Raw genomic sequence first — 21,999 nt, 5'->3', positions numbered from 1 at the left:
CGGTACGGCGCGTTTCCCGGGCGCACGGAGTCATCGCGCATTGACGCGATTGTCCCATTCTGGTTTGCTACATTCTGCCCGCGCTCGCCGGAACGCCGATCGCCCCGAACGATCCCCGGCGCCCGCGCCCCGGCCCCCAGGACGCGCCCGCGCCCCTTCCGCGAACGCGAAAGAGAGAGCTGCCGATGGCGGACCAGCCGGCCGAGCCGGCCCACCCCGCGGACCGCCCTGCGCAGCGCGCCCGGGGCCTCTCCGCGCGCCGGGCGCTGCCGGCCCTTGGCAACCGCATCAGATCCGGTGCCTCAGGGCTGACCATTGTGCTGCTGGCGGCCGGGCTCATCAGCACCGCGTTCGGTGTCGGCGCGATGGGCCGCGCCGACGAGGTCTCCGACGGCGCGGCCTGGCTGTGGAACAGCCCCACCGGCGAGATCACCCGCGTCAACGGCAACAACGCCGAGGTCGACCTGGTCACCTCGCTGCCCGACTCCAAGGGCGGCGACGTCCGGGTCACCCAGAACGACGACCACCTGCTGCTGCACGACCCCGCCACCGGCAAGGTCACCTCGGTCGACCTGCGCGAAATGGGGTTCTCCGGCGCGCTGGACCTGGGCAAGAGCGGCGACTTCGGACTCGTCCTGGGCAAACGCAGCGCGGTGGTCATCGACCGCGCCGGCGGCGAGATCAAAGCGGTCGACCCCGCCACCCTGCAGCCCACCGGCGCCTCGCTGCAGATCCCGGCGCCGCTGGTCGGCGGCGCCTTCGACGACACCGGCACACTGTGGCTGGGCGTGCCCACCCAGGGCACGATGGCGGGGATCCGGGTCGAAGGCAAGGACGCCGCCATCGCCCAGACGGTCTCGGTGGCCGATCCGGGATCCGACATCGCCATGACCGTCCTCGACGACGGTGCCATGGCCGTCGACCGCACCGGAAAACGGCTGGTCGCCGCGCGCAACGGCGAGGACCCGCGCCTGGTCGCGTCCCCGGTGCCCCTTGAAGGCGCGGTGCTGCCGCCGCGCACCCGCGGCGACACCGCTGCGGTCACCGTGCCCGGCGCCGGCCGGATCGTCACCGTCGCCGACCCCGGCGGCGCGGCCCGGCTCAGCCGGTTCGCCGTGGGGCACAAGGGCGGCGGTACCGCGGTGCCGTTCGAGGGCCGCGTGTACGTGCCCTTCGACGGCGAAGCCACCGTGCGCGTGTTCACGCCGCAGGGCAAGGAGCTCAATCCGATCAGCCTGCCCGACGCCGAAGGGCCGCTGGAGGTCGAGGCGCGCGAGGGGCACCTGTTCGTCAACGCCCCCGACACCGGGGCGGCCGCGGTCGTGGACCCCTCGGGCAAGGCCGGCATCGTTGACAAGACCCAGCCGCCGCCGGGCAAAGGCGACGGCCCCGGAGACATCGCCGCCTCGGCCGACGATCCGGCTCCCGGACCCGGGGCGCCCGGCTCGGGCGGCACCCCGCCGCCGGACGGCGGCAGCGGCTCCGCGGACGGCGACAACCCCGGCACCCCCGAAAAACCAGACAAGCCCGAAAGCACCGACGCCCCCGGCGCGCCCACCCCGGTGACCGCCGAAGCCGGGGACGGCACGGTCGACCTGTCCTGGCCCCGGGCCTACTCGCCCGACGCGCCGGTTGCGACCTACGTGGTCACGTGGGAGGGCGGCAGCACCACGGTCGACGGGTCGGCGGGCAGCGCCCGGATCGGCGGGCTTGCGAACGGCACCGCCTACCGCTTCCGCGTGCGGGCCACCAACGAGCACGGCACCGGCCCCGCCGCCCAGACCCAGGAGGTCACCCCCGGCCCCGAGGCACCGGGCGCCCCGGCGGGCGTCAGCGCCGAGGCCACCGGCAGCGACACCGCCGAGGTGTCCTGGCAGGCGGTCGACGGCGCCGCGGACTACATCATCAGCGCAGCGGAGGAAGGGGTCGCCGACCGCACCTCCACGGGCACGTCGGCGGAGTTCTCCGGGCTGGAGCCCGGCGCGACCTACACCTTCACCGTGACACCGCGCGCCGAGGGCGGTGTCAGCGGCGAGCCGGCCACCGGCGATCCGGTCACCATGCCGGAACTGGAACTGGGCGCGCCCGGCAACGTCACCTTTGAAACAGCGGCCGACTCGGTGACGGTGGACTGGGACGCGGTCGAGGGGGCGGCCGAGTACCGCATCACCCCCGGCGGCGACGGCGCCGCCGCACTGTCCGAGGCCACCGCTTCGGGCACCTCCCACACCTACCGGCCGCGCGGCGCGGGCCGCTGCTACACCTTCACCGTGCGGGCGGTGGGCCCCGACGGCACCGCGGCCGAATCAGGGACCTCCAGCGAGGCCCGGTGCGCGCAGGACTTCAACTGATGCGCCGGCCGGGCAGCGGCGGGACACAGCGGGCAGCAAGCAGGCAGCGAACGGAGGCGGCGGACGTGGCCGAGACCAACAAGCGCAGGCGCACCTGGATCACCGGGGCGGGCGCGGCCGCAGCGGCGGCCGCCACCCTGGTCATGTCCTCGGCCACCGTTGCGTCGGGGGCCGACCCGGCGCAGGAGTGCTCGAACGGCGCAGGGGCCAAGGGCAGCAACTACACGCAGACGGCCAACGAGAAGGCCATCCCCGGCGGGCAGGGCAGCGTCCACCTGTACTACGACCCCGCTACGGGCATCAACTGCGCGATCACCGTCGGCACGGTGTCGGGCGCCACCCACATGGACGTGGGGCTCCGCCGGCACAACAACGGCGCCGGTGAGTGGGATTCGGGCAGCTACTCCAGTTTCGCGGGTCCCGTCTATGTTGCGGCGAAGGGCATCTGCGTCGACTTCACCGGCGCCGTCGGCAACCGGTCGGTGACCGTGACGAACACGAACTGCGGTGCCTGACGCCGGTGCGCGCACCGGCGGCGCGCACCGATATAGGGTTCCGGCGTGACCACCGCCCCCGCCGCCGTGCCGCGGGCCGGCCGCGGGCGGTGCAGCGCCGCCAACGGCCGCATCCGGCCGCAGCCACCTGGAGGAGTCCGCAGATGAGCCCGTCGATCGCCACCAACACCCGCGTGTCCCGCGAGGACCTGCTCGACTTCGTGCGGCCCCGGCACCGGGCGATCCTGATCACCCGCCGCGCCGATGGCGAACCGCAGGCCTCCCCGGTCACCTGCGGGGTCGACACGCAGGGGCGCATCGTCGTCTCGACCTACCCCGAGCGCGCCAAGACCCGCAATGCCGCACGCGACCCGAAGGCGAACGTGGTCGTGCTCTCCGAGGAGTTCAACGGGCCCTGGGTCCAGGTCGACGGCACCACCGAGGTGGTCGAGGGCGAGGACGCCATCGAACCGCTCGTGGAGTACTTCCGGGTGATCTCCGGCGAACACCCCGACTGGGACGAGTACCGCGACGCAATGCGCAAACAGGGCAAGTCGCTGCTGCGCATCACCCCGCAGCGCTGGGGTCCCATCGCCACCGGCGGTTTCCCCGCCCGGCTGGCCTGATCCGCCGGCGGCCCGGTGCCGCGGTGCGGTCCTTCCGGGCCGGGTGCCGCGCGCTTATGGGGCGGCCGCGCAGGCGCACGGTAGCGGCCCGAGCCCCCGCTGCCGCGCGGGGGCTCGGGCCGCGTATTGCGCCGGCCGCCCGCGCCGTCTGCGGCGCTTACGAGGAGTGCCGGTGTGGGCCAGAGCCGAGGGGGTCAGCCGTCCGACGATGGCCGGGGTCTCGTGGACCAGCGCATCGTTTTCCACCGCCTCGACCATGAACCGGGGGTAGTCCACGCGGCGGGTCAGGTTGCTTCCAGCACGGGATCGCCCACATGCCTGCTCCACACCGGAAGGCCCTGGGCTTGCCCGTCCTCCAGGTCACTGCCGCGCACCACCGTCCACCTGGCGCCGCTGGCGAAGACCCGGCGGCACACCTTCTCCGGGGCGCCGACGTCCACAACCCGGACCGACTGGCGGACCGCGATGCGCCGCCGGTCGGCCTCAATGCACAACGCACTGACCCGCCACCCGTGGGCGATCGCCCTGCCTGGGGGAATCAATCCTCGGGATGAGAGGTTCCGGGACGATGGCCGGCCTGGGAGCAGCAGCGGCAGTGTTGGTGGATTCGTATTTCGCCGATGGTTCCTGCCTGGAACATCGTTCCCGTCACTGTGCCATTTACCGTGTTCCGGGTGCCGCTGCGGTTGCGGAGTGTTGGGGGAGTCCGGTGCTGGATGGAATCCAGCAGTATTACCGCGAGGCCCCAGCCGAATCTCGCCAAGAAAGCCGATACCCCAACGGCCAGCGCCAACAGGAGTATGTCCAAGGGGCGGAGGCCTGGATTTTGGGCAGGATGAGCCAGTGGTAGGTCACCACATAAAACGAGCTAACCATCCTTGGACCCATTAGCTGCTTTCGCAGGTGCTCCTTCTACGCCCCGGGTGCAAGCCGTCTTTTCCACCTTGACCGAACAAGAAGCCTATCAGCCGCCTCGCGGCCGCCTTGCCGGCGGCCCTCGCAAGTCCGGTCCCACCGTGCGGCTGGGCGTGGGGGTCTTCGGGCTCAACTGCCAAGGGCATGTGGGGCAGGGGCAGGTCCCGGTGACTCGGGCGAGGAAATGGGTCAGGCTGTATTTGTGCCGCCGGTGATCGGTGCGTTGCGGGCCGCGCGGCCGCGCTCAGCGGAAGCGGAAACCGGGGGTGAGGCCCACGCGCGCGGCCCATTCGCCGGCGGGCAGCTTGCCGGTGTCGGCGTGGCGCACCCGCCCGACACGGAGCACGCCGCCGTTGAGCCGGACCGAGAATCCGTCGCCGTCGACGTCGAGGACCTGCCCGGGCATCCCCGGGCGCTGCTCGCCGGTGAGACTGCAGCCGAAGAACCGCAGCGCCTCCTCCTCGAAGAGGGTCCACGCGCCCGGCCGGGGGTCGCTGCCGCGGATGAGGTTGTAGACCGCCTGTGCGGGGCGGTGCCAGTGGATCTTGACGTGCTGGTCGCTGCACGCGGGTTCGTAGGTCGCCCCGGCGTGGTCCTGCTCGATGCGCGGCGCCTTGCCCGCCGCCACCAGGGACACCGCCTCGGACACGGCGTCCAGGCCCAGGGGGAAGAGGTGCTTGAAGTACAGGCTGCCGACGGTGTCGTCGGGGCCGATCGCACACCGCTTCTGCAGCAGGATGGGACCGGTGTCGACGCCGTGGTCCGGCCAGAAGACGCTGAGGCCGGTTTCCGCGTCTCCGTTGATGATCGCCCAGTTGATCGCCGACTTGCCCCGGTGCAGCGGTAGCAGGCTGGGGTGGTACTGCGCTGTGCCGTGTTCGGGCGCTGTGAACACCTCGTTGGGGAGGAACTCGGTCACGAACGCCATCACGCAGAAGTCGGCCTCGAACCCCTTCCACTTGACGAAGCCCGCGGGCTCCTTCAAATCCGCGGTCGCCACCCGCGGGATACCGTCCGCTTCACTCGCGGCCCAGAGCGGATCCGCCGCACCGCTACCGTTCGGAGGAGGCGCGGCAACACCGGCGATGGTCACACCGTCATCCTGCAGCCGCCGGAGCACCGACTCCCCAAAGGCCGCCTGCCCGATGATGGCAACACGCATAGAGCACTCCCGGCTGAAATTTCTTAGATTCGTCCGTATGAGTCTTTCGGTAAGGTATCGGACGACATCGGATCGGCTGCGGGCGCCTGGGGGAAAAGAGACGTTCAAAGGCCTCGGCCGCGATGCCGCCGCCGTGAATGACGGGCGCGCTGGAGTCTGACACCAGATCTGCAGCCGCGAAGCGGTAAGCCTCGGGTAGAGAGAAAATCTCCGCCGGATCGGACCGGTTCCGCAGGTCAGGGCCGTTTTCCGCACAGGACGGCAGACGAGGAGCGAACTGCCCAGCGGTAATCCACTGACCTGCAACGATTCGCATATCCCCAGGCCGCGGCCAAGGCGGGGATCGGAGCGCATCCGGCTGCGCCCCGCTAACCGCCCGGATAAGGATGCCACGGCGGCCCCGTGCTCTATCTGTGTCCGAGAAGACCAGGCAGCACCCACGGCACGGCATTGAGCCGGCGCAGGGTCACAGTCGCTCGGCCGGTGAGGAACCGGATGTCCGGGGAACCGCCCCCGTTCCGCTTCCCGGCGATGATCATTTCCCGCACCGGTAAACAACCCTGCCGAGAGTCAGCACGGCCCGAAGCACAATCCCTCCTCTTAAGGATTTTCCCGTGTCTCCTCGCAACTTCAGCGGGCAGTTCTCTGACTGGCCGTCCCTGGTGATCTTCCTGGTCGGCCTAGTTCTCTTCATCAACGTCATCGACTAGTACCACAGCCGTAGATCGGGCCGCTGACCTGTGGTGGCGCTGGAGGTCACCGCCGGGATACTTGGTTGCTTGTGTGGAACAAGAAGCCGGTGGCGGGCGGCTGCGGCAGACAACGTAGGCCCTGAATGGCGGCGTGCTGAGTTCTAGTCCGGTCCGGGCGCCGATGACATCGGCACTGCGCCCGCCGAGCCCGCAACAGGCAACGAGAAGGCAGCATCACCGCAGCCCACCGGCCCTAGCGGTCCTGCATCCGGGATCTGAGCACGTCGAATTCGCACCCCGACGCGTTCGGATCGAAGCCGTGCTCGATCAGCCAGCGCGACGCCATCAGACTGCGCAGCGACCACCAAGCGCGGATCACGTCCCGATCCGCGCAGGCGCCGTAGCCGGCAAGCAGGTCGTCCAGACATTCCTCGTGCCCGAGCGTCAAGGTGGCGAGGTCGGACATGGCGTCGCCGGGGGCGGCCTCGGACCAGTCGATGACGCCGCTGACCTCGTCACCGTCGACGAACACGTGGGTGATCTGCAGGTCGCCGTGGATGAACACCGGCTTCCACGGCCGGAGCGCGGCCTCGGCGATCTCGCGGTTGCGCCGGATTACCTCGGCGGGCAGAACGGCGTTGGCGAGCAGCCACGCGCACTCGCTGTCGAGCTCCGCCGCCACGTCGTAGAGCCTGGGCCCCGGCCACGGCGGCAAGGGCGCATCGTGCAGCCTCCGTATGGCGGCACCCGCCGCAGCCCATGCCGCCGGCGACGCGTCCGACGGTTCGCCGAGGCGGCCGAGCGCCTTCCCGGGTACGGCAGCGATCGCGAGCACGGGCGGCTCGCGCCAGAGGATCGCCGGGGTCGGTATCGGCGCCATGGCCATCGCCCGCACCTCGGTGTCGGCGTGCGCCGGGTCGCCGTCGACTTTCAGGAACACGTCGCCGACGCGCAGCGTCGCGCGCCGGCTGTGCGCGACGACGACTTCAACCTCTTCCATACCGGCGATTCTGGCGGGGATGGCCGCCGATGTCGCCGGATTTTGCGGGTGGGGTTCGCGTAGGTCCGCCGATGGGGCTCCCGTGGCCGGGCGAGCGGGGCGCGGTCGAAATTGCCTTCGCCGGGTGTCGGTGGTGGCTGCGACGATCCCTGCCATGGAGATGAACGAGAGCCCGGCCGATGCCCGTACCCCTGACGGGCTCGCGGAGCTTATCGCTGCTGGAGCGCGTCCGGAGTGGCTGATGTTCTGGGGGCATCAGCCGCAGCGCGACGGCTCCATCGGACCGGGTGTGCTCAGCCAGTGGTGGCTTTCGTCCTTCACCGTGGACGACGTGGCCTATGCCAGCGCCGAGCATTGGATGATGGCGGGCAAGGCCCGGATGTTCGGCGATGACGCGTCGCTCGCGGCGATAATCGCGGCCCGTACTCCTGCTGAGGCCAAGAACCTCGGACGCAAGGTCCGCGGCTTCGACGAGGAAGAATGGGCCGCCGCCCGCTTCGAACTGGTCGTTGCGGGCAACGTCGCCAAGTTCGGGCAGGACCCGGATATGCGCGCGTATCTGCTGGGCACTAACAACCGGGTCCTGGTCGAGGCCAGCCCGCGGGACACTGTCTGGGGCATCGGGCTCGCCGCCTCCGACGACCGCGCCACCGACCCCTCCCGGTGGCGCGGGCAGAACCTGCTCGGCTTCGCCCTGATGCAAGCGCGGGCCCGCCTGGCGGCCGCCGAATAACGGTGTGAACTGGGGTGGCACAGGCGGTTGGGCAACAGAATCGATGGTTGCCGATAGTTATCCAGCGGTGTCCGCTTCCGGACAGTCGGATCGGCAGCCGACCCGGTGGTCTGCGGTTCCGACGAACATCGGTCCCTCTGGCGCCACCTCTGCCGAAACGTCCCGCATTATCCCGGAAGCGGAGCCGGGCGCTCAGCGTCTGCACCAGTAACCGGTGGCCGGGAGTTCATCACTGGCCTCGTTGCTACGGACGGCTTATGGTGGAGCGGCGTTGAGTGGTGAAGGCGTAATCGATCCCGGCGAAATCCCGATCCCGTCGGTCAAACCGGAGGATCTGCGGACGGCCGCCGGCGATATCAAGGGCGATGGGACGGATGTATCCCAGGCCGGGCAGGACATCAAGTCGGCATGGGGCGGATTGAATGAAGTCTATGCCGCCCCGGAGGCCGAGACGCTGTTTTCCGCGATAGATCCGGTCGCCGAAAAGGGCGACGATTTCAGTGGCGCGGTGTCCACGGTGGGTGACGCGCTCGCCGCGTTCGCCGATGAGGCGGAGCGGATCAAAGGACGGTTGCAAGGGCTCAAGGCCGATGCTGAGGAGTTCGTCCGGGAAATCGAAGACGACGACGATTGGCGCGAAGACGAGGACAAGGTCGAAAGGCACAACACGCTGAACAACGACGTGCTGGCCGCCATGAACGAGTACATGGCGGCGGAGCGCGACTGCGCCAATAAGATAACCGCCATATTCGGTGGGACCACGTTCGTCGCCACCGCGCCGGGCGAGGAGGGCTCGGTCGGCGCGGGCGAGCAGGCCCACGGCTACACCGAGGCCCTGAAGGACGTCGAGACGCCGTGGGCGACCCCGCAGGAGCACGACGCCCCCTGGTACGAGGATGTCTGGGACGGCGTGAAGGACTTCGGCGTGGGCATCGCCGAGGACCTGGGCGCGATGGTCGGCCTTTACGGCGAGGACGGGTGGGGTGTCGGCTCCTGGGGCGAGTGGGGCAACAACCTCAAGAACAACTGGGGCGACACGCTCAACGGGCTGGGCAGCCTGGTCGGCCTCTACGGGGAAAACGGCTGGGGGGTCGGCTCCTTCGGCGAGTGGTGGGGCAACTTCTCCTCCGGCTGGACCGAGTTCGCCCATGCGGTCGTGCCCTGGCGGGAATGGGGCGACCGGCCCGGCTACGTGATCACCCAGAGTGTGTTGAACATCGGCAGCATGTTCGTGGGTGGTGCGGGTGTGTACAAGGCGCTGGCACAGGGGGCGCGCCGGGTGGGTGGCGGTTCCGGTGACAGCGGGTCGGAGGGCTCAAATGGCGACAGCCCGGACAACACCAACGCCGACAGCCTGCGGGGGTTGGACGACTTCGGGGACCGGCCCTCCACGAGCGGGCTGCAGAACAGCCTCAACGATCTGGAGATACCCGAAAGCGGCCTGGAGGGTATCGACGACACCCTGAACGACGCCTCCCGGTTCGACCGGCAACCCGTTCCTGTTGATCCCGCAGGTCACGATGTTCCCGGCAACGGAGATACCGATCCCCAAGGTGGCAACGACCCCACGGCGCTGAACCCTCTCAGTACCGCACCAGAGGTGTCGCCGGTGGACAACGTCGACCCCGCCCCGAGCCCCCACAGCGACCTGCCGCAGCGTGCATTGGATCCCGAACCGGGGTCCAACGGTTCCGGCGATGGCGGCGATGGCGGCCACAGCCCGACCGAACCCGCCGGGTCGTTCCCGAGCGGTGGTGACGGTCCGGACCAAAGCCCCGGCTCCGACCGGCCAACGGATGGGGACCGCACCCCCACCGAGTCTCCCGACCCCGGCAACCCCCCGGAGACGCCGGAGAAGCCTGAGGGTGATGGCGGCCCGGGCGGCGGTGACAGGGACACGCCGACGCCCCAGGAGGACCGTCCCGTTCCGGCGACTCCATTGGAGCAGGGCGACGAGACCCCGGGCCACGATGGCACCGCCGACCAAGACCAGGACGGTAACCAGGCCGAGGAACCTGAGCAGGACCTCGACCCCGCAGGGGACAACGACGGCTCCGCAGACGGCTCGGAGGCTCCGCACGATTCACCGGATGATCCCGGCGGCGATGGCGACCCTGATGGCGCGCCGCCGTCCGGACAGGGATCGAACCCGGCCTTCTACGAGGACGATGGAACACGCGCGGCCCGCCTGGCGGCATGGGAGCTGCACAACCACGTTCCAGCGCACATCCGCGACGCCACCGTCGCCTTCATGCGGCAGGTACCCAGCGGCGGCATCTCCATCGGTGATGCGCCGCTCACCCGGCTTCCCGGCGGCGACGTCCTCCCAAAGGGGACACCGAATGGGTGGCCCGCGGGCTCCTCATTCGATGATGTGGCCGGAGTCTGGGAGCCGCAATCGCGCCGCCTGCTGATCAGCACATCGCGCGGGTCGGCAAGCACTTCCGTTCCTCTCCACGAGTTCGGCCACGCTGTCGATAATGCGCACGGGTGGCAGAGTTCCTCCCAAGAGTGGGCCAACATCCAGCAGCAAACCGCCGGCGCCTTGCAATCCAAAAACACTTTCAATTCCTACTACAATGCGCCCAAGGAGTGGTGGGCGGAAAGTTTTGCATCCTGGTGCAAGGGGTGGGATACAATGGTTCAGCACGCGCTTGACGACCATAAGGTCGCTGGCATATTGTGGGATTACTTTGAACGCACAATGGGAGGTCCGTGATGGCTCGCTTGGACAGTGACGGGGTGACCGTACTCGTTCCCACCTACGGCGAACTGCCCAACGGCACCCTGTGGGACGGCGTTGAACGCCTGCAACCAGGCGATGAAGGCTACGACGATGCATTCGCCGAGGCTCAGCGCCGCCAACAAATCGAGTCCCGATCACCGCAGGCCGGGCCGTCCGAAGAAGAACTGGACGAGGCCATCTCGGCATTCAAGTTCGAGTAGTCCAGTAATCGCCCGTTTCCGGTAATCCCCGTACCGCCTCGGTGGCCATCGGTCTGGTTGCCGGGCCTGCTCGCTCGCCTGCCGGCCCCCTGTAGCCGCCAGCGCGGCCAGGGGCGGGTCGGCTGGGCCGCCTTGCGGTCGATCAGGCCGAGCGAGTTGCTCATACCGAGACCGAGCGTGCCGTGGATGCCGCACTGCTTCACGCGCATCACGGGCGGCGCCGAGCGCCGCGCGTGTCTTCGGCAACGGTACCCCCGCCCGGCCTCGGTGAGTCCGCCCTGGCGCTTCGTGTGCACCGACAACGGTGTGCCCGATTCGCATTGCTTATTGGTCTTCGAAGTAGGCCAGAGTTTCCGTGGGGCCCCATTCAGCGGTCTCCCGGTTGACTTTTACTGGGCGGTTTCCAATGAATCCGTCCACTGGGTTTCCTGTCTCCAGGTACTTTGCGGTATTGAAGGGGGCGACCGTATTGCTTCCGCGAGAGCGGGCCTCGTTTTCGACCACGAATATTTCTTGGCCGGATCTGCTTTCAATATTCGCTTCAATATATTTTCGCGCGGCAATAACCGCCTCTGCTTCGGTAATCATGATATCCGGTCCCGTTGTGTTAGGTGGCGGGGTTCGTCGGTTGGGAATATGGTGAGCGATTCCTCGCCGGTGTGCCGGGGAGCGGAAGTCAACCCGGTGGCTCGCTCCAGGCGATTTGGACCTGTTCGGGTGGGCGGCCGCGGCGGGTTAGTAGGGCTCGGCCCTGGGGGAGGCGGCGCGAGGCGGTGCCGTTGGCGAGGCGGCCCTCCATGCGGTCGCCGGAGAACAGGACCCCGGGGGTGGCCATGTCGTTGAGGGTTTGGGCCACGGGTTCGTACAGTGCGCGGGAGGTGCCGCCGGTGCGGCGGGCGGTGACCAGGTGCAGGCCGAGGTCGGCGCCCTGGGTGAGGAACTCGGCGAGGGGCGCGAGCGGGTTGCTGCGGCCGGCGACCAGGTCGAGGTCGTCGACCACCACGAACAGTTCCAGGCCGCTCCACCAGTTGCGTTCGCGCAGCTGGCGCGGCGTGACATCGGGGCCGGGCAGCCGGTCGCGCACCGATGCGGCGAGTTCGGTGGCCACGGCCTTGGTGTGGTCGGGCCCGGTGCTGTAGGCCAGCAGGTAGTCGTCGCCCACCAGCCCCAGGTGGGCGCGGCGGTAGTCGACCAGCACGATGCCGACCTCGCTGGCCGGGCGCCGGGTGATCTGCCGCAGCAGCGCGCGCAGCAGGGTGCTCTTGCCGGTCTGCGGGTCGCCGTAGACCACCAAGTGCGGGTCGTCGCCGGGCAGGTAGACCGCGGGGGCGAGGTCGCGCTCGCCCATCCCCAGCACCAGCCCGGGGGCGTGGTGGGTGGCGAGCAGTTCGTCCAGGCCGACACTGCTGGGCAGGACCCGCACCGCCGGCACCGGCCGTTGCGGCCAGCGTTCGCGGATGCGCTCGACGGTGTAGCGTACGCCGTCGCCGAGGTCGGCGTCGTCGACCGAGCCGTCCAGCCGCGGCAGCGCCACCTGCACGACGCTTTCGTCGGCCTGCAGCGCGCGTCCGGGGACCTCCTTGGGCAACTGTTCGGCCTGCTTGCGCCCGATCTGGGAGTCGAAGGGGTCGGACAGGCGCAGTTCGAGCCGCCCGCCGAACAGCGCCTGCAGTTTCGTGCGGATCTGGGAGTTGGCCGCACCGGTAACAACGGTGTGCACGCCCAGCGAGGGCCCGCGCGAGACGATGTCGATCAGGATGTCGTCGGCGTCCTCGACCGCGTCGCGGACGCCCGCCCACCCGTCGATCAGCAGGAAGACGTCGGCGAAGATCCCCTCGGGCACGGAACCGTCGGCGCGTCCGCGGCGCAGCGCGGCGGGGGAGTCGAGCCGGGAGCGCCGGAACACGCGTTCGCGCTGTTCCATGAGGTTGCCGAGGTCGGCCAGCACCCGCTGCACGCGTTCGGGGTCGGAACGCCCCGCGATCCCCGCCACATGCGGCAGGTCCTCGAACGGCGCCAGCGACCCGCCGCCGAAGTCGATGGCATAGACCGCGATGCGGCCGGGCGGGTAGCGCCATGCCAGGCTCGCGATCATCGTGCGGATCAGTGTGGACTTGCCCGACTGCGGGCCGCCGAGCACGATGATGTTGCTGGCGCCGCCCGTGAAGTCCAGCGACGCCGCCTCCTGGCGCTGTTCGCGGGGTATGTCGGTGAGGCCGACGATCGCCGCGGCCTCGCCGGGCGCGGGTTCGATGGGGCTGCCGTCGGGGCCGGTGCCCTCTTCGTCCAACCGCCTCAGCAGGTCGTCCAGCGCCAGGCGTTCGGGCAGCGGCGGCAGCCACACCGGCCGCACCGGCGCCGCATCGGCAGCGACCAGCCGCCGGATCGCCATCTGCAGCGTGCTGGGCGCCTGGTCGCCGCCGTGGGCCCCGGGTTCGGCGGCCGCCGTATCGCCGCCGGGGGAGTCGCTGCCGAGCAGGCCGCTGAGGCCGTTGAACGAGATCAGCGGCAGCACCGGGGAATCGCCGCCGGTGTCGTCGGCCGGCGGCGCATAGGGCTGGGAGACCATCGCGGCCTTGAACCGTTCGAAGACCGAGGTGTCGACCTTGAGATAGCCCGAACCCGGTTCGGGCGGCAGGTGGTAGGCATCGCCCACCCCGATCGCCTCGCGGCTTTCGGCTTCGGAGAACGTGCGCAGCCCGATCCGGTAGGACAGGTGCGATTCCAGCCCCTTGATCTTGCCGGAGTCCAATCGCTGGGTGGCCAGCAGCAGATGCACGCCGATGGAGCGGCCGATGCGGCCGATGGCCACGAACAGCTCGGCGAAGTCGGGGTGGGCGGTCAGCAGCTCGGAGAATTCGTCGATGATGACGAGCAGGTGCGGCAGCGGTTCCAGATCCGGGCGCCGGGTGGCGCGCAACGCCTCGTAGGCGTGCAGGTTGGGCAGGTTGCCGATGTCTTTGAGGATCTGCTGGCGGCGCATCAGTTCGCCGAACATGGCCTCGCGGAACCGCAGCACCAGGCTGTCGTCGTCGGCGAGGTTGGTGACCAGCCCGGCGCTGTGCGGCAGGGCGTCGGTATCGGCGAAGGTGGCGCCGCCCTTGAAGTCGACCAGCAGCAGCGCCAGGTGTTCGGGCGGGTGCCCGATGACCAGCGACGCCACCAAGGTGCGCAGCATCTCCGACTTGCCCGAGCCGGTGGCCCCCACGACCAGGCCGTGCGGCCCCATGCCGCCGAACGCGGATTCTTTGAGGTCGAGCAGCACGGTGGAGCCCGAGGGATCGACACCGATGGGGACCCGCAGGAAGTCGCCTGCACTGCGCGGGCGCCAAGTGGAGCGCGGATCCAGGTGGGCGACGTCGGGAACGCCGAGGATGGCGCCCAGCCCGACCGTGGCGTGCAGGGCGTCGCCGCTGTCGGCCGCCGCCAGCCGCATCGGCGACAGCGCCCGGGCCAGCATGGTGAGTTCGGCGACGCCGGCCTGGTCGGCCCGCCCCGCCAGCGGGGTTTCGGCGACCGGGCGGTCGGGGTGGTCGGGGTGGTCGGCGGCGCCCGGCACCGGATCCTGCGGGTGGTCGCCGGAATCCTGGTGCAGCTGCCCGTCGGAGTCGACCCGCAGCCGCAGGTCGACGGTGCCGGGTTCCTCGCGCCGGTTGCCGACCAGCACGATCAAATGGATGCCGATATCGGCGAGCGAGGAGACGGGGGGTTCGGCCGACAGGCCCGACAGCGTGGACTGGAACTCGCCGTCGACGACGATGACCAGCCGCTGGGTGCCCTGCCCCGGCGGGCGGTTGCGGCGCCGCTGGAGGTCGATGGTGCGCTGCTCGATTTCGGCGGAAAGCAGTTCGGTCATCTCGACGGTGTTGGCCGCCACCAGCCGCGCCGGAAGGGGGCCGTCGGCGGCGCCGTCGAATGCGCCGTGCGGCAGCCATTTCAGCCAGTCCCACTCGGCAAGCAGCCGGGTATGGCGCACCGCCCCCACCCGCACGTCTTCGGGCGCGCAGAACGTGGCGAGCTGCGCCACCATGGCCCGGGCCGCCGCCCGGCCCACCGCGCGGTCGCCGACGATGGACACCACGCCGTGTTCGCGCAGCGGTACCACCAGCGGTTGTTCCGACACGTGGGCGTAGAGGTCGACGATCTGTTCGGCGATGCCCTGGCATACGGGGTCGTAAGCCACCAGCGGGTTGGAGGTGTCGATGTTCAGGGTCAGCCGCCGGGCGAGCGGGCGGGTGCCCTGCCCCACCCGCAGGTGCAGGAAGTCGGGGTCGGTGGCGCGGCGCTCCCAGCGCCGGGCGGGTTGGCGGGCGGGTTCGGTCAGCAGGTGCGGCGCGGGATGCCGGAACGCGGCCGCCCGGCGCTGGATGCCCGCGACCTCCCGCACGGTGCCGCGCAGGTGGTCGAGGTAGTCCAAGTAGCGTTCGCGCTGTTCGCGGATGCGCTTGCGCGGCCCGTTGTGCTGGGAGATGAACATGATGACGCCGACCGCGACGCTCGCCAGCATGATCATCACACCGGCGACCGCGTACAGCGGCCGGTTGCCGAAGGTGATGGTCATCAGCAGCGATCCCGATCCGGTGATGATCGGCATCATGATCATCGCCGAGGAGCTGGTGGCGGGCGGGTTTTCCGGCAGTTGCGGTGGAGTGGCGATGACCAGGGGGGATTCGCCCGGGTCGGGGACCGCGTGGCGGGCGGGCCGGTGAACCAAAGTGGTCGACACGGCGACCCCTCCTCTACACCCGCCGCAGGGCCGGGAGATCGAGTATGAACAGTTGCTAACGTGATGATCCCGTGCGGCCGCCGCATCGCACAATCGGGGCCCGGGCGGCTGTGGACAGTGCCGTGCACGGGGCGCGGCCGCGAAGCCGCCCTGCCCGGAGGCGCAGCCCGGCCGCTCCTGTGCCGGGCCGCGGGCGGCCGGCGGCACACGAACGGAGGAGCAGGTGAGCGGATACTGCCGGGTCACGGTGACCGGGCCGCAGCGGTGGGCCGACCTCGCCCTGCCGGGCACGGTTCCGGTGGCGGCCCTGCTGCCGCAGATGGTCCGGGTGTGCTCGCCGGAAGCCGACGGCCTCGAACCCGCCGGCTGGACCGTGACCACGGTCGACGGCGCCGCGGTGCGTCCGGAGCTGACCCTGGAGCACGCCGGGGTGCTCGACGGCGACGTACTGCTGCTGCGCCGCGACACCGCACCCGACCGCCCTGCCTTCGTCGACGACGTCCGCGGCGCGGTGGAGGACCGGGTCGACGGCACCGGCCGGATCTGGAACGCGTCCGCGAGCCTTGCGTTCGGGTTGGCGTTGGCCGCAATCGGCCCCCTGCTGCTTGCCGCGGCCCTGGCCGCGGTGCGCCAGAGCCCTGTCGACCTGCTTGTTGCCCCCGCCGGGGTGCTGGTGTCGCTGGCCGCCATGTGGCTGGCGGCGCGGCGGTCGATGGCCGGCCTCGCCCACGCTGTGCTGGCCGCCGCGTGCGGCTGGGGCGCCCTTACCGCGGCGCTGGCCGCGCTGCAGCTCAGCGGGTCGCCGCCGGCGCCCGTCGTGCCCGTGGCGTTCGCCTGTGCCGGCGCGCTGGCCGTCGCGGCCGCGGGCTGGTGGGTGCACAGCATGGCCCTGCCCTACCTCGCGGCGCTGAGCGTGGTCACGGTTTCGGCCGGTGCCCTGGTCGCGGTGGGCCTGTTCGTCGACGGCCCCATGGGTACGCGGGTGATGGCCGTGCTGCTGGTGCTGGGCGTGGGCGCGCTGCCGCGTATGGCGCTGTCGATGGGCGGACTGTCGGGCCTGGACTACGAGGTCCGCCAGGTCGGCCAGACCGGCACCGCCCGCTTCGAGGAGAGCATGGCCAACAGCGACCGGTTGCTGCTGGGCACGCTGCTGGGTGCGGTGGCGGCTGCGGTGGCCATGGTGCTGCTGCTGGTGTTCGCCGGCGACGGCCGCGCCGACCTGGTCCTGGCGGCGCTGGTGTCCTTCGTTCTGCTGATGCGGTCGCGGCTGTTCGACCGCATCCGCCACGTACTGCCGTTGCGCGCCGGCGGCGCCGCAGGCCTGGCCGCCGCCGCGGTGGGCGCCGCCTCGGGCGCCGACCGGATGCTGGCGCTGCTGCCGGCGGCGGCGCTGGCAGCGGGAGTCGCCATCGCGGTGGTGAGCCGGGTGGAGCTGGCAGAGGTACCGCGCGCATCGCTGCGCCGGATCCTCAACGGTGTCGAGGTGGTCGCGGTCGTTGCCCTGTGCGTCGCGTCGGCCTGGGCGCTGGGGCTGTACACGCTGGTGACCTCGGTTTCGATCGGGGGATGATCGGGGGCCGGGCCGGGGCCGGGCGCGGACGGCCGGGCGAATCCGCGGAGGAGGGCGGTTGGCCGACCGGGGTCAATCGCTGTCGGCCTGCTTCTGGTCCTGCAGGTTGACGCGCGCGTAGAGCTGTTCCCACACCTCTTCGTACCGGGACTTGTACGCCTGGGAATAGTCCTTGGCATTGCCCAAGGCGTCCTGGATCGTCTTCCGGTCGCCTCCCTCGTCGTTTTTGTTTTCGGCGAGTTCGGACAGCCCGGTAGAGACGGTATTTCCAGCGGACTCGCGGTCGCTGGCGTCATACTTGTAGTAGGTGATGACGTCGCCGTTGTCGTCGATGAGGTCCGGGGCGACCTGCTCGATGGTCGACGCCTTGACGTCGCGGTTGCGGACCAGTACGTCCAGCGCGTCCAGTTTCGACTTGTAGTCGACGTTGGAGTCCCGGTAGGTCTGCCCCTTCCCGTTGGGCGCATAGGGGTGCTCGACTCCCGCTTCCCCCTCTTTGGTGCGAGGGTCGATCAATTCTTGGTAGTTGGGTTCAGCGGCTTGCTGGTTCACCCGCAGGTTGTACTCCGAGAAGGCGACGCCGGTGCCGAAGAAGGATGTGGCGATCCGGGTGGTGGTGCCCGCGTAGCCGGTGGCCGCGTAACCCGCGGTGCGGACGATCGCCAGCCAGCGGTCGCGGCTCTGCTGCTCCAGTTTCTGGACGGTGAGGTCGTCGTCGGTTCGGTCCAAGGATTCGGCGATCAGCGCGGAGTCCAGTAGCGCGCGCAGTGTTGAGTTGCGCCCGGCGACGGTACTGGGCGTGAGTCCGTCCTTCGGTCCGTGGACGACGTTCTGCACCCCCATCATGTCCATCGAGTTCGCAGCGGTGTAGAGCTTCGTCGCCGCGGATTCGTCGGCCATGATGTACTCGAAAAAATCCTGGCGGTTCTCGTAAGGCATCTCCATGCGGTCGTCATCGTCGTCGATGCGGAACCCGCCGCCCCGCTGCGGTTCGGGGTCGCTGAGTTCGCCGAGATAGGCGAGCGCGACGTCGCCCAGGCTCTCGGCGATGCGCGGATTCACCAGGCCGAACGCCGCATTGGTCACCTCTTTGCCGTCGGTGTGGACGGTGATGCCTGTGTCAAGGAGGGCTTGGCGGCGTTCGTCATTGGCGGTGAGCATCTCGATGAGGCCCAGCGCGGACTCGCGGGCGATTTTCTGCATGTGTTCGTCGTCGCTCTGTGCCGCATCGGGGATCCAGCCGGTCAGCTTCGCGACGGCGGCACCGCTGTCGCCCCACTCGTGGGTGAACAGGCCCTTGAGCGCGTTGGCGTTTTTGTCGAACCGCGGATGGTCGTGCTCGTTGCTGAGGATGCGGTGGCTCGCCTGCTCATTGCGGCCGGTCACGTCGAGCAGGGTGGAGAGCGGGTCGTTCCAGGTGCCGCGGTCGTTGTCGATGCCGTTGAGGTGGTGACCGGCACTCGTGGCGATGTTGGCCGAGAACTTTTCGCCGCCGCGCAGATGGGAGGCGGACTCCGGTCCGAAGAAGCGCGCCATCTGTTCGGCATCGGCCATCCAGTCCTCGGCGTCGTCGCCGATGTGGACCCCGTCGGCCCCCCGGGCGGAGGACGGATGGCCCTCAGCAAACCGGCGCATGCTCGGCGGCAGGGCCTCGGAGGATCCGCCGACCTCGGGATTGGAGAGTACGAGCAGGCCGTTTCCGAGGGCGCCGAGCAGTTCCTCCTTTTCCTGGTCGTCCCAGGGGACCAATTTGTTGTCGTCCATGGCCTTGGGCAAGTAGAGGAGGCTGCCGTGCCCCCATCCCTTGGTGTTCGTGTCGTCCAGACGCGCATAGAACCGTTTAAGGAACTCGATTTCCTCGGCGCGGAGTTTTTCGCCCGAGTTGGGCGTGCCGCGTCCCTGCAGTGCCAACGCCTTGTTGGTGATGGCGCTCAGAGCGGTGATGATCTCCATATACCGCTGGTCGGGCTCGGTGCCGCTGTGCACGAAGCGGTTCAGGGCGTCGGCGAGGTCGTCGGCCTCGCGGGGATCGACCGGTAGCGGGGGGTTGCTGCCCGGCCCCATGATGTTGTAGGCGGTCCAGCCGAGTATCCCGGCGTCGACGAGTTTTTTCACGTGCACGGGCTCAGGGCCGTCCTTGAGCATCCGCTTGCGCTCGCGGCCGGTCTCGTGGAGCTCGTCCAGGCGGGTCTGGGCCATGGTTTCGTACTGGCGGATGAGGTTGGCCCTGCGCTTGGACTCCGCGACCGTGGTGGCGACCTCACCGGACACGGACCTGCCCGCGTCCAGCGCTGTCTTGAAGTCGGCGATGAGTTTGGCCCGGTCGCTCTTGTAGTCGATGACATCATCGGCCCACTGGTCGCCCACCCCGGCGGCGAACGCGATGTTCATGCAGGTCTCGCGCCACAGCGTGTCGTTGTAGTGACCGCCGTCGGTGATGTCCGAAGTGACCAGTTCGGTGAACTCGACGGCAGCGCCGGTGATAACCGTGCGCATGTTGCCGGAGCGGCCGATGATCCGCCCGGTCAGGTCCCAGAGCCAGTTGGTGCCCTCGCGCAGGGAGCCGACATCGGTCTCAGGCTCGGGCGGGTTGAACAGCGGGTGCGACGCCGACTCTTGATCGGGCAGTCCCATGGTGCTCCACTCCTGGTCCGGCGGGGTTCTGGTGCGGGTGCGCCGCGAGTCAGGGGACGTACCGGTCGCTGCTGTCGTTGACAAAGCGGCTGAGTAGGCGGTCCGCGGCGGTATCGCCATCCGTAGAGGCGGCGTTGTACCGGTTGTGGTTGTCGATGTCGGTAATGGAGACGCGGGTCGCCCCGGCCTGGATGTTGCCGCCCATGCGTTCGCCGTGGGTCTGCAGTTCCTGCATCTGCGCGATGTGGGCCTCGCCGAAGGCGGAGAACGCGCCCTTGATGCCCTCGTCCGCGGCCACCGTGTTCAGGAAGTCGACCGCCGTCGTGAAGCTGTGCCGCAGGCCCTGGAACGTCTCGGCGACGGTGACCGCCTCGCCGCCCTTGCTGCCCGCGTCGTTGGCATTCGCCGCGACGTCGTCGCTGTCCCCCATGGGAACTTCCTTTCGGCATTCCGGCGGATGTGAATAACCGGGATAGGTTTTCATCTCCGCCGATCAGCGTTTTCAGTGTTCTGAGGGTAGCCGACCATCTCCCGTCCGCTCGTTTGCCCCCTGCACGTGCCCGAATCCCGCTCCGGCGCGATTTCGGTCGGGTTCCGCGGTCCGCTGCTCCGGGCCGCATCGCCGGTGCACACGGCGGAGCGTGCGCCACCGGGCGTTCCGCGGAATCCCGGCCGGGCCCGCGCGTCGGCGCTTCCGGGACCGGCTTCGCGGCCGTTTCCGGCCGATTGTGATTCAGCCCGGAAAAGCGCCTGCAGAACAGCCCCGGACACGGCACCGGGAATCCGCTGCGGGACTGCTGCGGCAAGTACCCCGCCGCCGTTGACACCCGTGTGCGTGGTTAACTAGCTTTTGCAAGCTGAATCGTCCGAAACGGTCGAACCAGTCGAACCGCCCTGACGGCACCCACCACATGCGGGGCGCCGCCGCTCGGCCGGCGCACAACGCAGGACGGCGGTCGGGGCAACAGGAGAGGACGGGCGTATGGCAGACCAGGTCGGTGCAGAACAACGCAATGCTCTCCACACCGGCGCCGAACAGGTGTCCCAAGGCGGCCAGGGCATCAGGGACCGGGTCCAGGCGCTGCTCGGCGACCTCGAACAGGACCAGGGCGCGCTGCAGGGCAACGCGCTCAAGGCGTTCCGCGACGGCCAGGCCGAACTCGTCGCCGCCATGAACACGCTGACCGACTGGTGCAGCAGGTACGGCGTCAACCTCGAACTGGGCAATGCCCGGCTCGACCAGACCGATGTCGACAGCGCGCAGGAGTACTCCGAGGCCCGCTCGGAACTGTCCTCCTTCACGCTCTCCCGCTCTCCCAACGCCTAAGCGAGGCCCGCCACATGTCCGCCAGTGAATTCGAGGTCGGGGCGAACATCTCCCAGCTCCAGCAGCTGAGCTCCGACCAGCAGCAGTACCTCGCCCGGTTCCGCAGCATCATGGGCGAGCTCCACCAGCAGGCCAACGACCTGGTCACGCGCTGGGAGGGCGGCAACGAGGAGTACCAGGCCCGCGCCAACGAGTTCAACGCCGCGTTCGAGATGGCCAACCGCGGCTTCGCGAAGATGATCGATGCCACCGACGGCGCCGTCGACGGCTGGAGCCAGACCCGGAACTACCTGAACGACCTGTTCACCTGAACCGCCCCGAACAGCCGAACCGCACCGTGTCCGATCCCGCTTCCGCGCCGCCGCCCCCGGCCCGGCCCGGCGCTGCGGCGCAGCCGCCGCTGCCCGACGCCTTCCAGACCACGCCCAACGCCGAAAGCTACGTGCTGCAGGCCGACGCGCTGCGGCGGCGGCAGCTGCGCGCCGCACTGCTGTACGGCTCCAGCCGCTACTGGCGGCGCCGGCAGCGCGTGTGGCCCGCGGCGATCGCCGGCGGCATCCTCGCCGCCATCACGGCGGGCATCATCGTGGTCGCCGGGGCCTTCGACGCGCAGCAGGCCATCAACGACCAGCGCGAGCAGGGGCCGGGCGACCCCGTGAACACGGTCACCCCCGAGCAGCCCCCGCCCGTTGTGGGCGAGAACGCCTCGCCGGGCCCGCAAAGCCCCGCGGCACCGGCGGCGCCCGGGGCTGCGGGGCCACCCGGCGCGTCCAGCACCGCCCATGCGGCGGCAGCGGAGCCGGCCGCGGGCTGACCGGCCCCT

Annotated in this window: 17 protein-coding genes; 10 read left to right on the top strand and 7 right to left on the bottom strand. The window is 69.8% G+C overall.

Features of this window, described 5'->3' with window-relative positions; translation table 11 throughout:
* Window positions 1–185: 185 nt before the first annotated feature.
* From ACYVD5_RS25275 to ACYVD5_RS25265, 3 genes are all read left to right on the top strand, one after another.
* On the top strand, window positions 186–2,351 hold the full coding sequence (locus ACYVD5_RS25275) for a fibronectin type III domain-containing protein (RefSeq protein WP_461003642.1): 2,166 nt from the start codon (window positions 186–188) through the stop codon (window positions 2,349–2,351).
* 65 nt (window positions 2,352–2,416) lie between these two features.
* Window positions 2,417–2,866, top strand: a complete 450-nt coding sequence (locus ACYVD5_RS25270; protein ID WP_461003641.1) for a spore-associated protein — start codon at window positions 2,417–2,419, stop codon at window positions 2,864–2,866.
* Between the two features lie 143 nt (window positions 2,867–3,009).
* Window positions 3,010–3,471 (top strand): PPOX class F420-dependent oxidoreductase, encoded by a 462-nt coding sequence (locus ACYVD5_RS25265; RefSeq protein WP_461003640.1) that lies wholly within the window; start codon window positions 3,010–3,012, stop codon window positions 3,469–3,471.
* 284 nt (window positions 3,472–3,755) lie between these two features.
* On the opposite strand, the gene ACYVD5_RS25260 is transcribed toward ACYVD5_RS25265, so the two are convergent.
* The 3 genes from ACYVD5_RS25260 to ACYVD5_RS25250 all read right to left on the bottom strand — a co-directional run bounded on the left by ACYVD5_RS25260 (window position 3,756) and on the right by ACYVD5_RS25250 (window position 7,240).
* Entirely contained in the window at window positions 3,756–4,013 is a 258-nt protein-coding gene (locus ACYVD5_RS25260) for a hypothetical protein (RefSeq protein ID WP_461003639.1), read from the bottom strand.
* Window positions 4,014–4,630: 617 nt separating this feature from the next.
* Complete coding sequence (locus tag ACYVD5_RS25255) at window positions 4,631–5,548, bottom strand: methionyl-tRNA formyltransferase (protein WP_461003638.1); 918 nt, start codon at window positions 5,546–5,548, stop codon at window positions 4,631–4,633.
* Between the two features lie 945 nt (window positions 5,549–6,493).
* Window positions 6,494–7,240, bottom strand: coding sequence for a phosphotransferase family protein (locus tag ACYVD5_RS25250; RefSeq protein ID WP_461003637.1), 747 nt, complete (start codon window positions 7,238–7,240; stop codon window positions 6,494–6,496).
* A gap of 154 nt (window positions 7,241–7,394) precedes the next feature.
* On the opposite strand from ACYVD5_RS25250, the gene ACYVD5_RS25245 reads away from it, so the two are divergent.
* The 3 genes from ACYVD5_RS25245 (at window position 7,395) to ACYVD5_RS25235 (ending at window position 10,919) form a co-directional block, all read left to right on the top strand.
* Window positions 7,395–7,973, top strand: a complete 579-nt coding sequence (locus ACYVD5_RS25245; protein ID WP_461003636.1) for an NADAR family protein — start codon at window positions 7,395–7,397, stop codon at window positions 7,971–7,973.
* A gap of 271 nt (window positions 7,974–8,244) precedes the next feature.
* The gene (locus ACYVD5_RS25240; RefSeq protein WP_461003635.1) at window positions 8,245–10,692 is read left to right on the top strand and encodes an anthrax toxin lethal factor-related metalloendopeptidase; all 2,448 of its coding nucleotides are present in this window, start codon (window positions 8,245–8,247) and stop codon (window positions 10,690–10,692) included.
* A gap of 23 nt (window positions 10,693–10,715) precedes the next feature.
* Window positions 10,716–10,919 (top strand): hypothetical protein, encoded by a 204-nt coding sequence (locus ACYVD5_RS25235; protein ID WP_461003634.1) that lies wholly within the window; start codon window positions 10,716–10,718, stop codon window positions 10,917–10,919.
* A gap of 324 nt (window positions 10,920–11,243) precedes the next feature.
* On the opposite strand, the gene ACYVD5_RS25230 is transcribed toward ACYVD5_RS25235, so the two are convergent.
* A complete protein-coding gene (locus ACYVD5_RS25230; protein ID WP_461003633.1) occupies window positions 11,244–11,507 on the bottom strand; it encodes a hypothetical protein in 264 nt (87 codons plus the stop codon).
* An 88-nt stretch (window positions 11,508–11,595) separates the two neighbouring features.
* Window positions 11,596–15,522: a type VII secretion protein EccCa gene (eccCa, locus tag ACYVD5_RS25225; protein WP_461003718.1), complete on the bottom strand. Its 3,927-nt coding sequence runs from the start codon at window positions 15,520–15,522 to the stop codon at window positions 11,596–11,598.
* Between the two features lie 346 nt (window positions 15,523–15,868).
* On the opposite strand from eccCa, the gene eccD reads away from it, so the two are divergent.
* On the top strand, window positions 15,869–17,215 hold the full coding sequence (gene eccD, locus ACYVD5_RS25220) for a type VII secretion integral membrane protein EccD (protein ID WP_461003632.1): 1,347 nt from the start codon (window positions 15,869–15,871) through the stop codon (window positions 17,213–17,215).
* 72 nt (window positions 17,216–17,287) lie between these two features.
* On the opposite strand, the gene ACYVD5_RS25215 is transcribed toward eccD, so the two are convergent.
* Window positions 17,288–19,849, bottom strand: coding sequence for a TPR repeat region-containing protein (locus ACYVD5_RS25215; protein ID WP_461003631.1), 2,562 nt, complete (start codon window positions 19,847–19,849; stop codon window positions 17,288–17,290).
* Window positions 19,850–19,898: 49 nt separating this feature from the next.
* Window positions 19,899–20,279 carry a hypothetical protein gene (locus ACYVD5_RS25210; RefSeq protein WP_461003630.1) on the bottom strand — a complete coding sequence of 127 codons (381 nt, stop codon included), beginning with the start codon at window positions 20,277–20,279 and terminating at the stop codon, window positions 19,899–19,901.
* Window positions 20,280–20,831: 552 nt separating this feature from the next.
* On the opposite strand from ACYVD5_RS25210, the gene ACYVD5_RS25205 reads away from it, so the two are divergent.
* The 3 genes from ACYVD5_RS25205 to ACYVD5_RS25195 are packed head-to-tail and all read left to right on the top strand — an operon-like array spanning window position 20,832 to window position 21,990.
* Entirely contained in the window at window positions 20,832–21,176 is a 345-nt protein-coding gene (locus ACYVD5_RS25205) for a hypothetical protein (protein ID WP_461003629.1), read from the top strand.
* A gap of 14 nt (window positions 21,177–21,190) precedes the next feature.
* Window positions 21,191–21,487, top strand: a complete 297-nt coding sequence (locus ACYVD5_RS25200) for a WXG100 family type VII secretion target (protein WP_461003628.1) — start codon at window positions 21,191–21,193, stop codon at window positions 21,485–21,487.
* A 26-nt stretch (window positions 21,488–21,513) separates the two neighbouring features.
* Window positions 21,514–21,990: an ABC transporter permease gene (locus ACYVD5_RS25195; protein WP_461003627.1), complete on the top strand. Its 477-nt coding sequence runs from the start codon at window positions 21,514–21,516 to the stop codon at window positions 21,988–21,990.
* The last annotated feature ends 9 nt before the right edge of the window (window positions 21,991–21,999 follow it).

The sequence above is a fragment of the Streptomonospora sediminis genome, assembly GCF_054778995.1.
Note: the sequence above shows the minus strand (reverse complement) of the source record. Positions and strands in the feature narration are given on the sequence as shown.

Coding starts and splice junctions, on each gene's coding strand:
- ACYVD5_RS25245 (WP_461003636.1), top strand. CDS start 7,395: ATGGAGATGAACGAGAGCCCGGCCGATGCCCGTACCCCTGACGGGCTC.
- ACYVD5_RS25205 (WP_461003629.1), top strand. CDS start 20,832: ATGGCAGACCAGGTCGGTGCAGAACAACGCAATGCTCTCCACACCGGC.
- ACYVD5_RS25215 (WP_461003631.1), bottom strand. CDS start 19,849: ATGGGACTGCCCGATCAAGAGTCGGCGTCGCACCCGCTGTTCAACCCG.
- ACYVD5_RS25255 (WP_461003638.1), bottom strand. CDS start 5,548: ATGCGTGTTGCCATCATCGGGCAGGCGGCCTTTGGGGAGTCGGTGCTC.
- ACYVD5_RS25265 (WP_461003640.1), top strand. CDS start 3,010: ATGAGCCCGTCGATCGCCACCAACACCCGCGTGTCCCGCGAGGACCTG.
- ACYVD5_RS25230 (WP_461003633.1), bottom strand. CDS start 11,507: ATGATTACCGAAGCAGAGGCGGTTATTGCCGCGCGAAAATATATTGAA.
- eccCa (WP_461003718.1), bottom strand. CDS start 15,522: ATGATCATGATGCCGATCATCACCGGATCGGGATCGCTGCTGATGACC.
- ACYVD5_RS25275 (WP_461003642.1), top strand. CDS start 186: ATGGCGGACCAGCCGGCCGAGCCGGCCCACCCCGCGGACCGCCCTGCG.
- ACYVD5_RS25250 (WP_461003637.1), bottom strand. CDS start 7,240: ATGGAAGAGGTTGAAGTCGTCGTCGCGCACAGCCGGCGCGCGACGCTG.
- ACYVD5_RS25200 (WP_461003628.1), top strand. CDS start 21,191: ATGTCCGCCAGTGAATTCGAGGTCGGGGCGAACATCTCCCAGCTCCAG.
- ACYVD5_RS25210 (WP_461003630.1), bottom strand. CDS start 20,279: ATGGGGGACAGCGACGACGTCGCGGCGAATGCCAACGACGCGGGCAGC.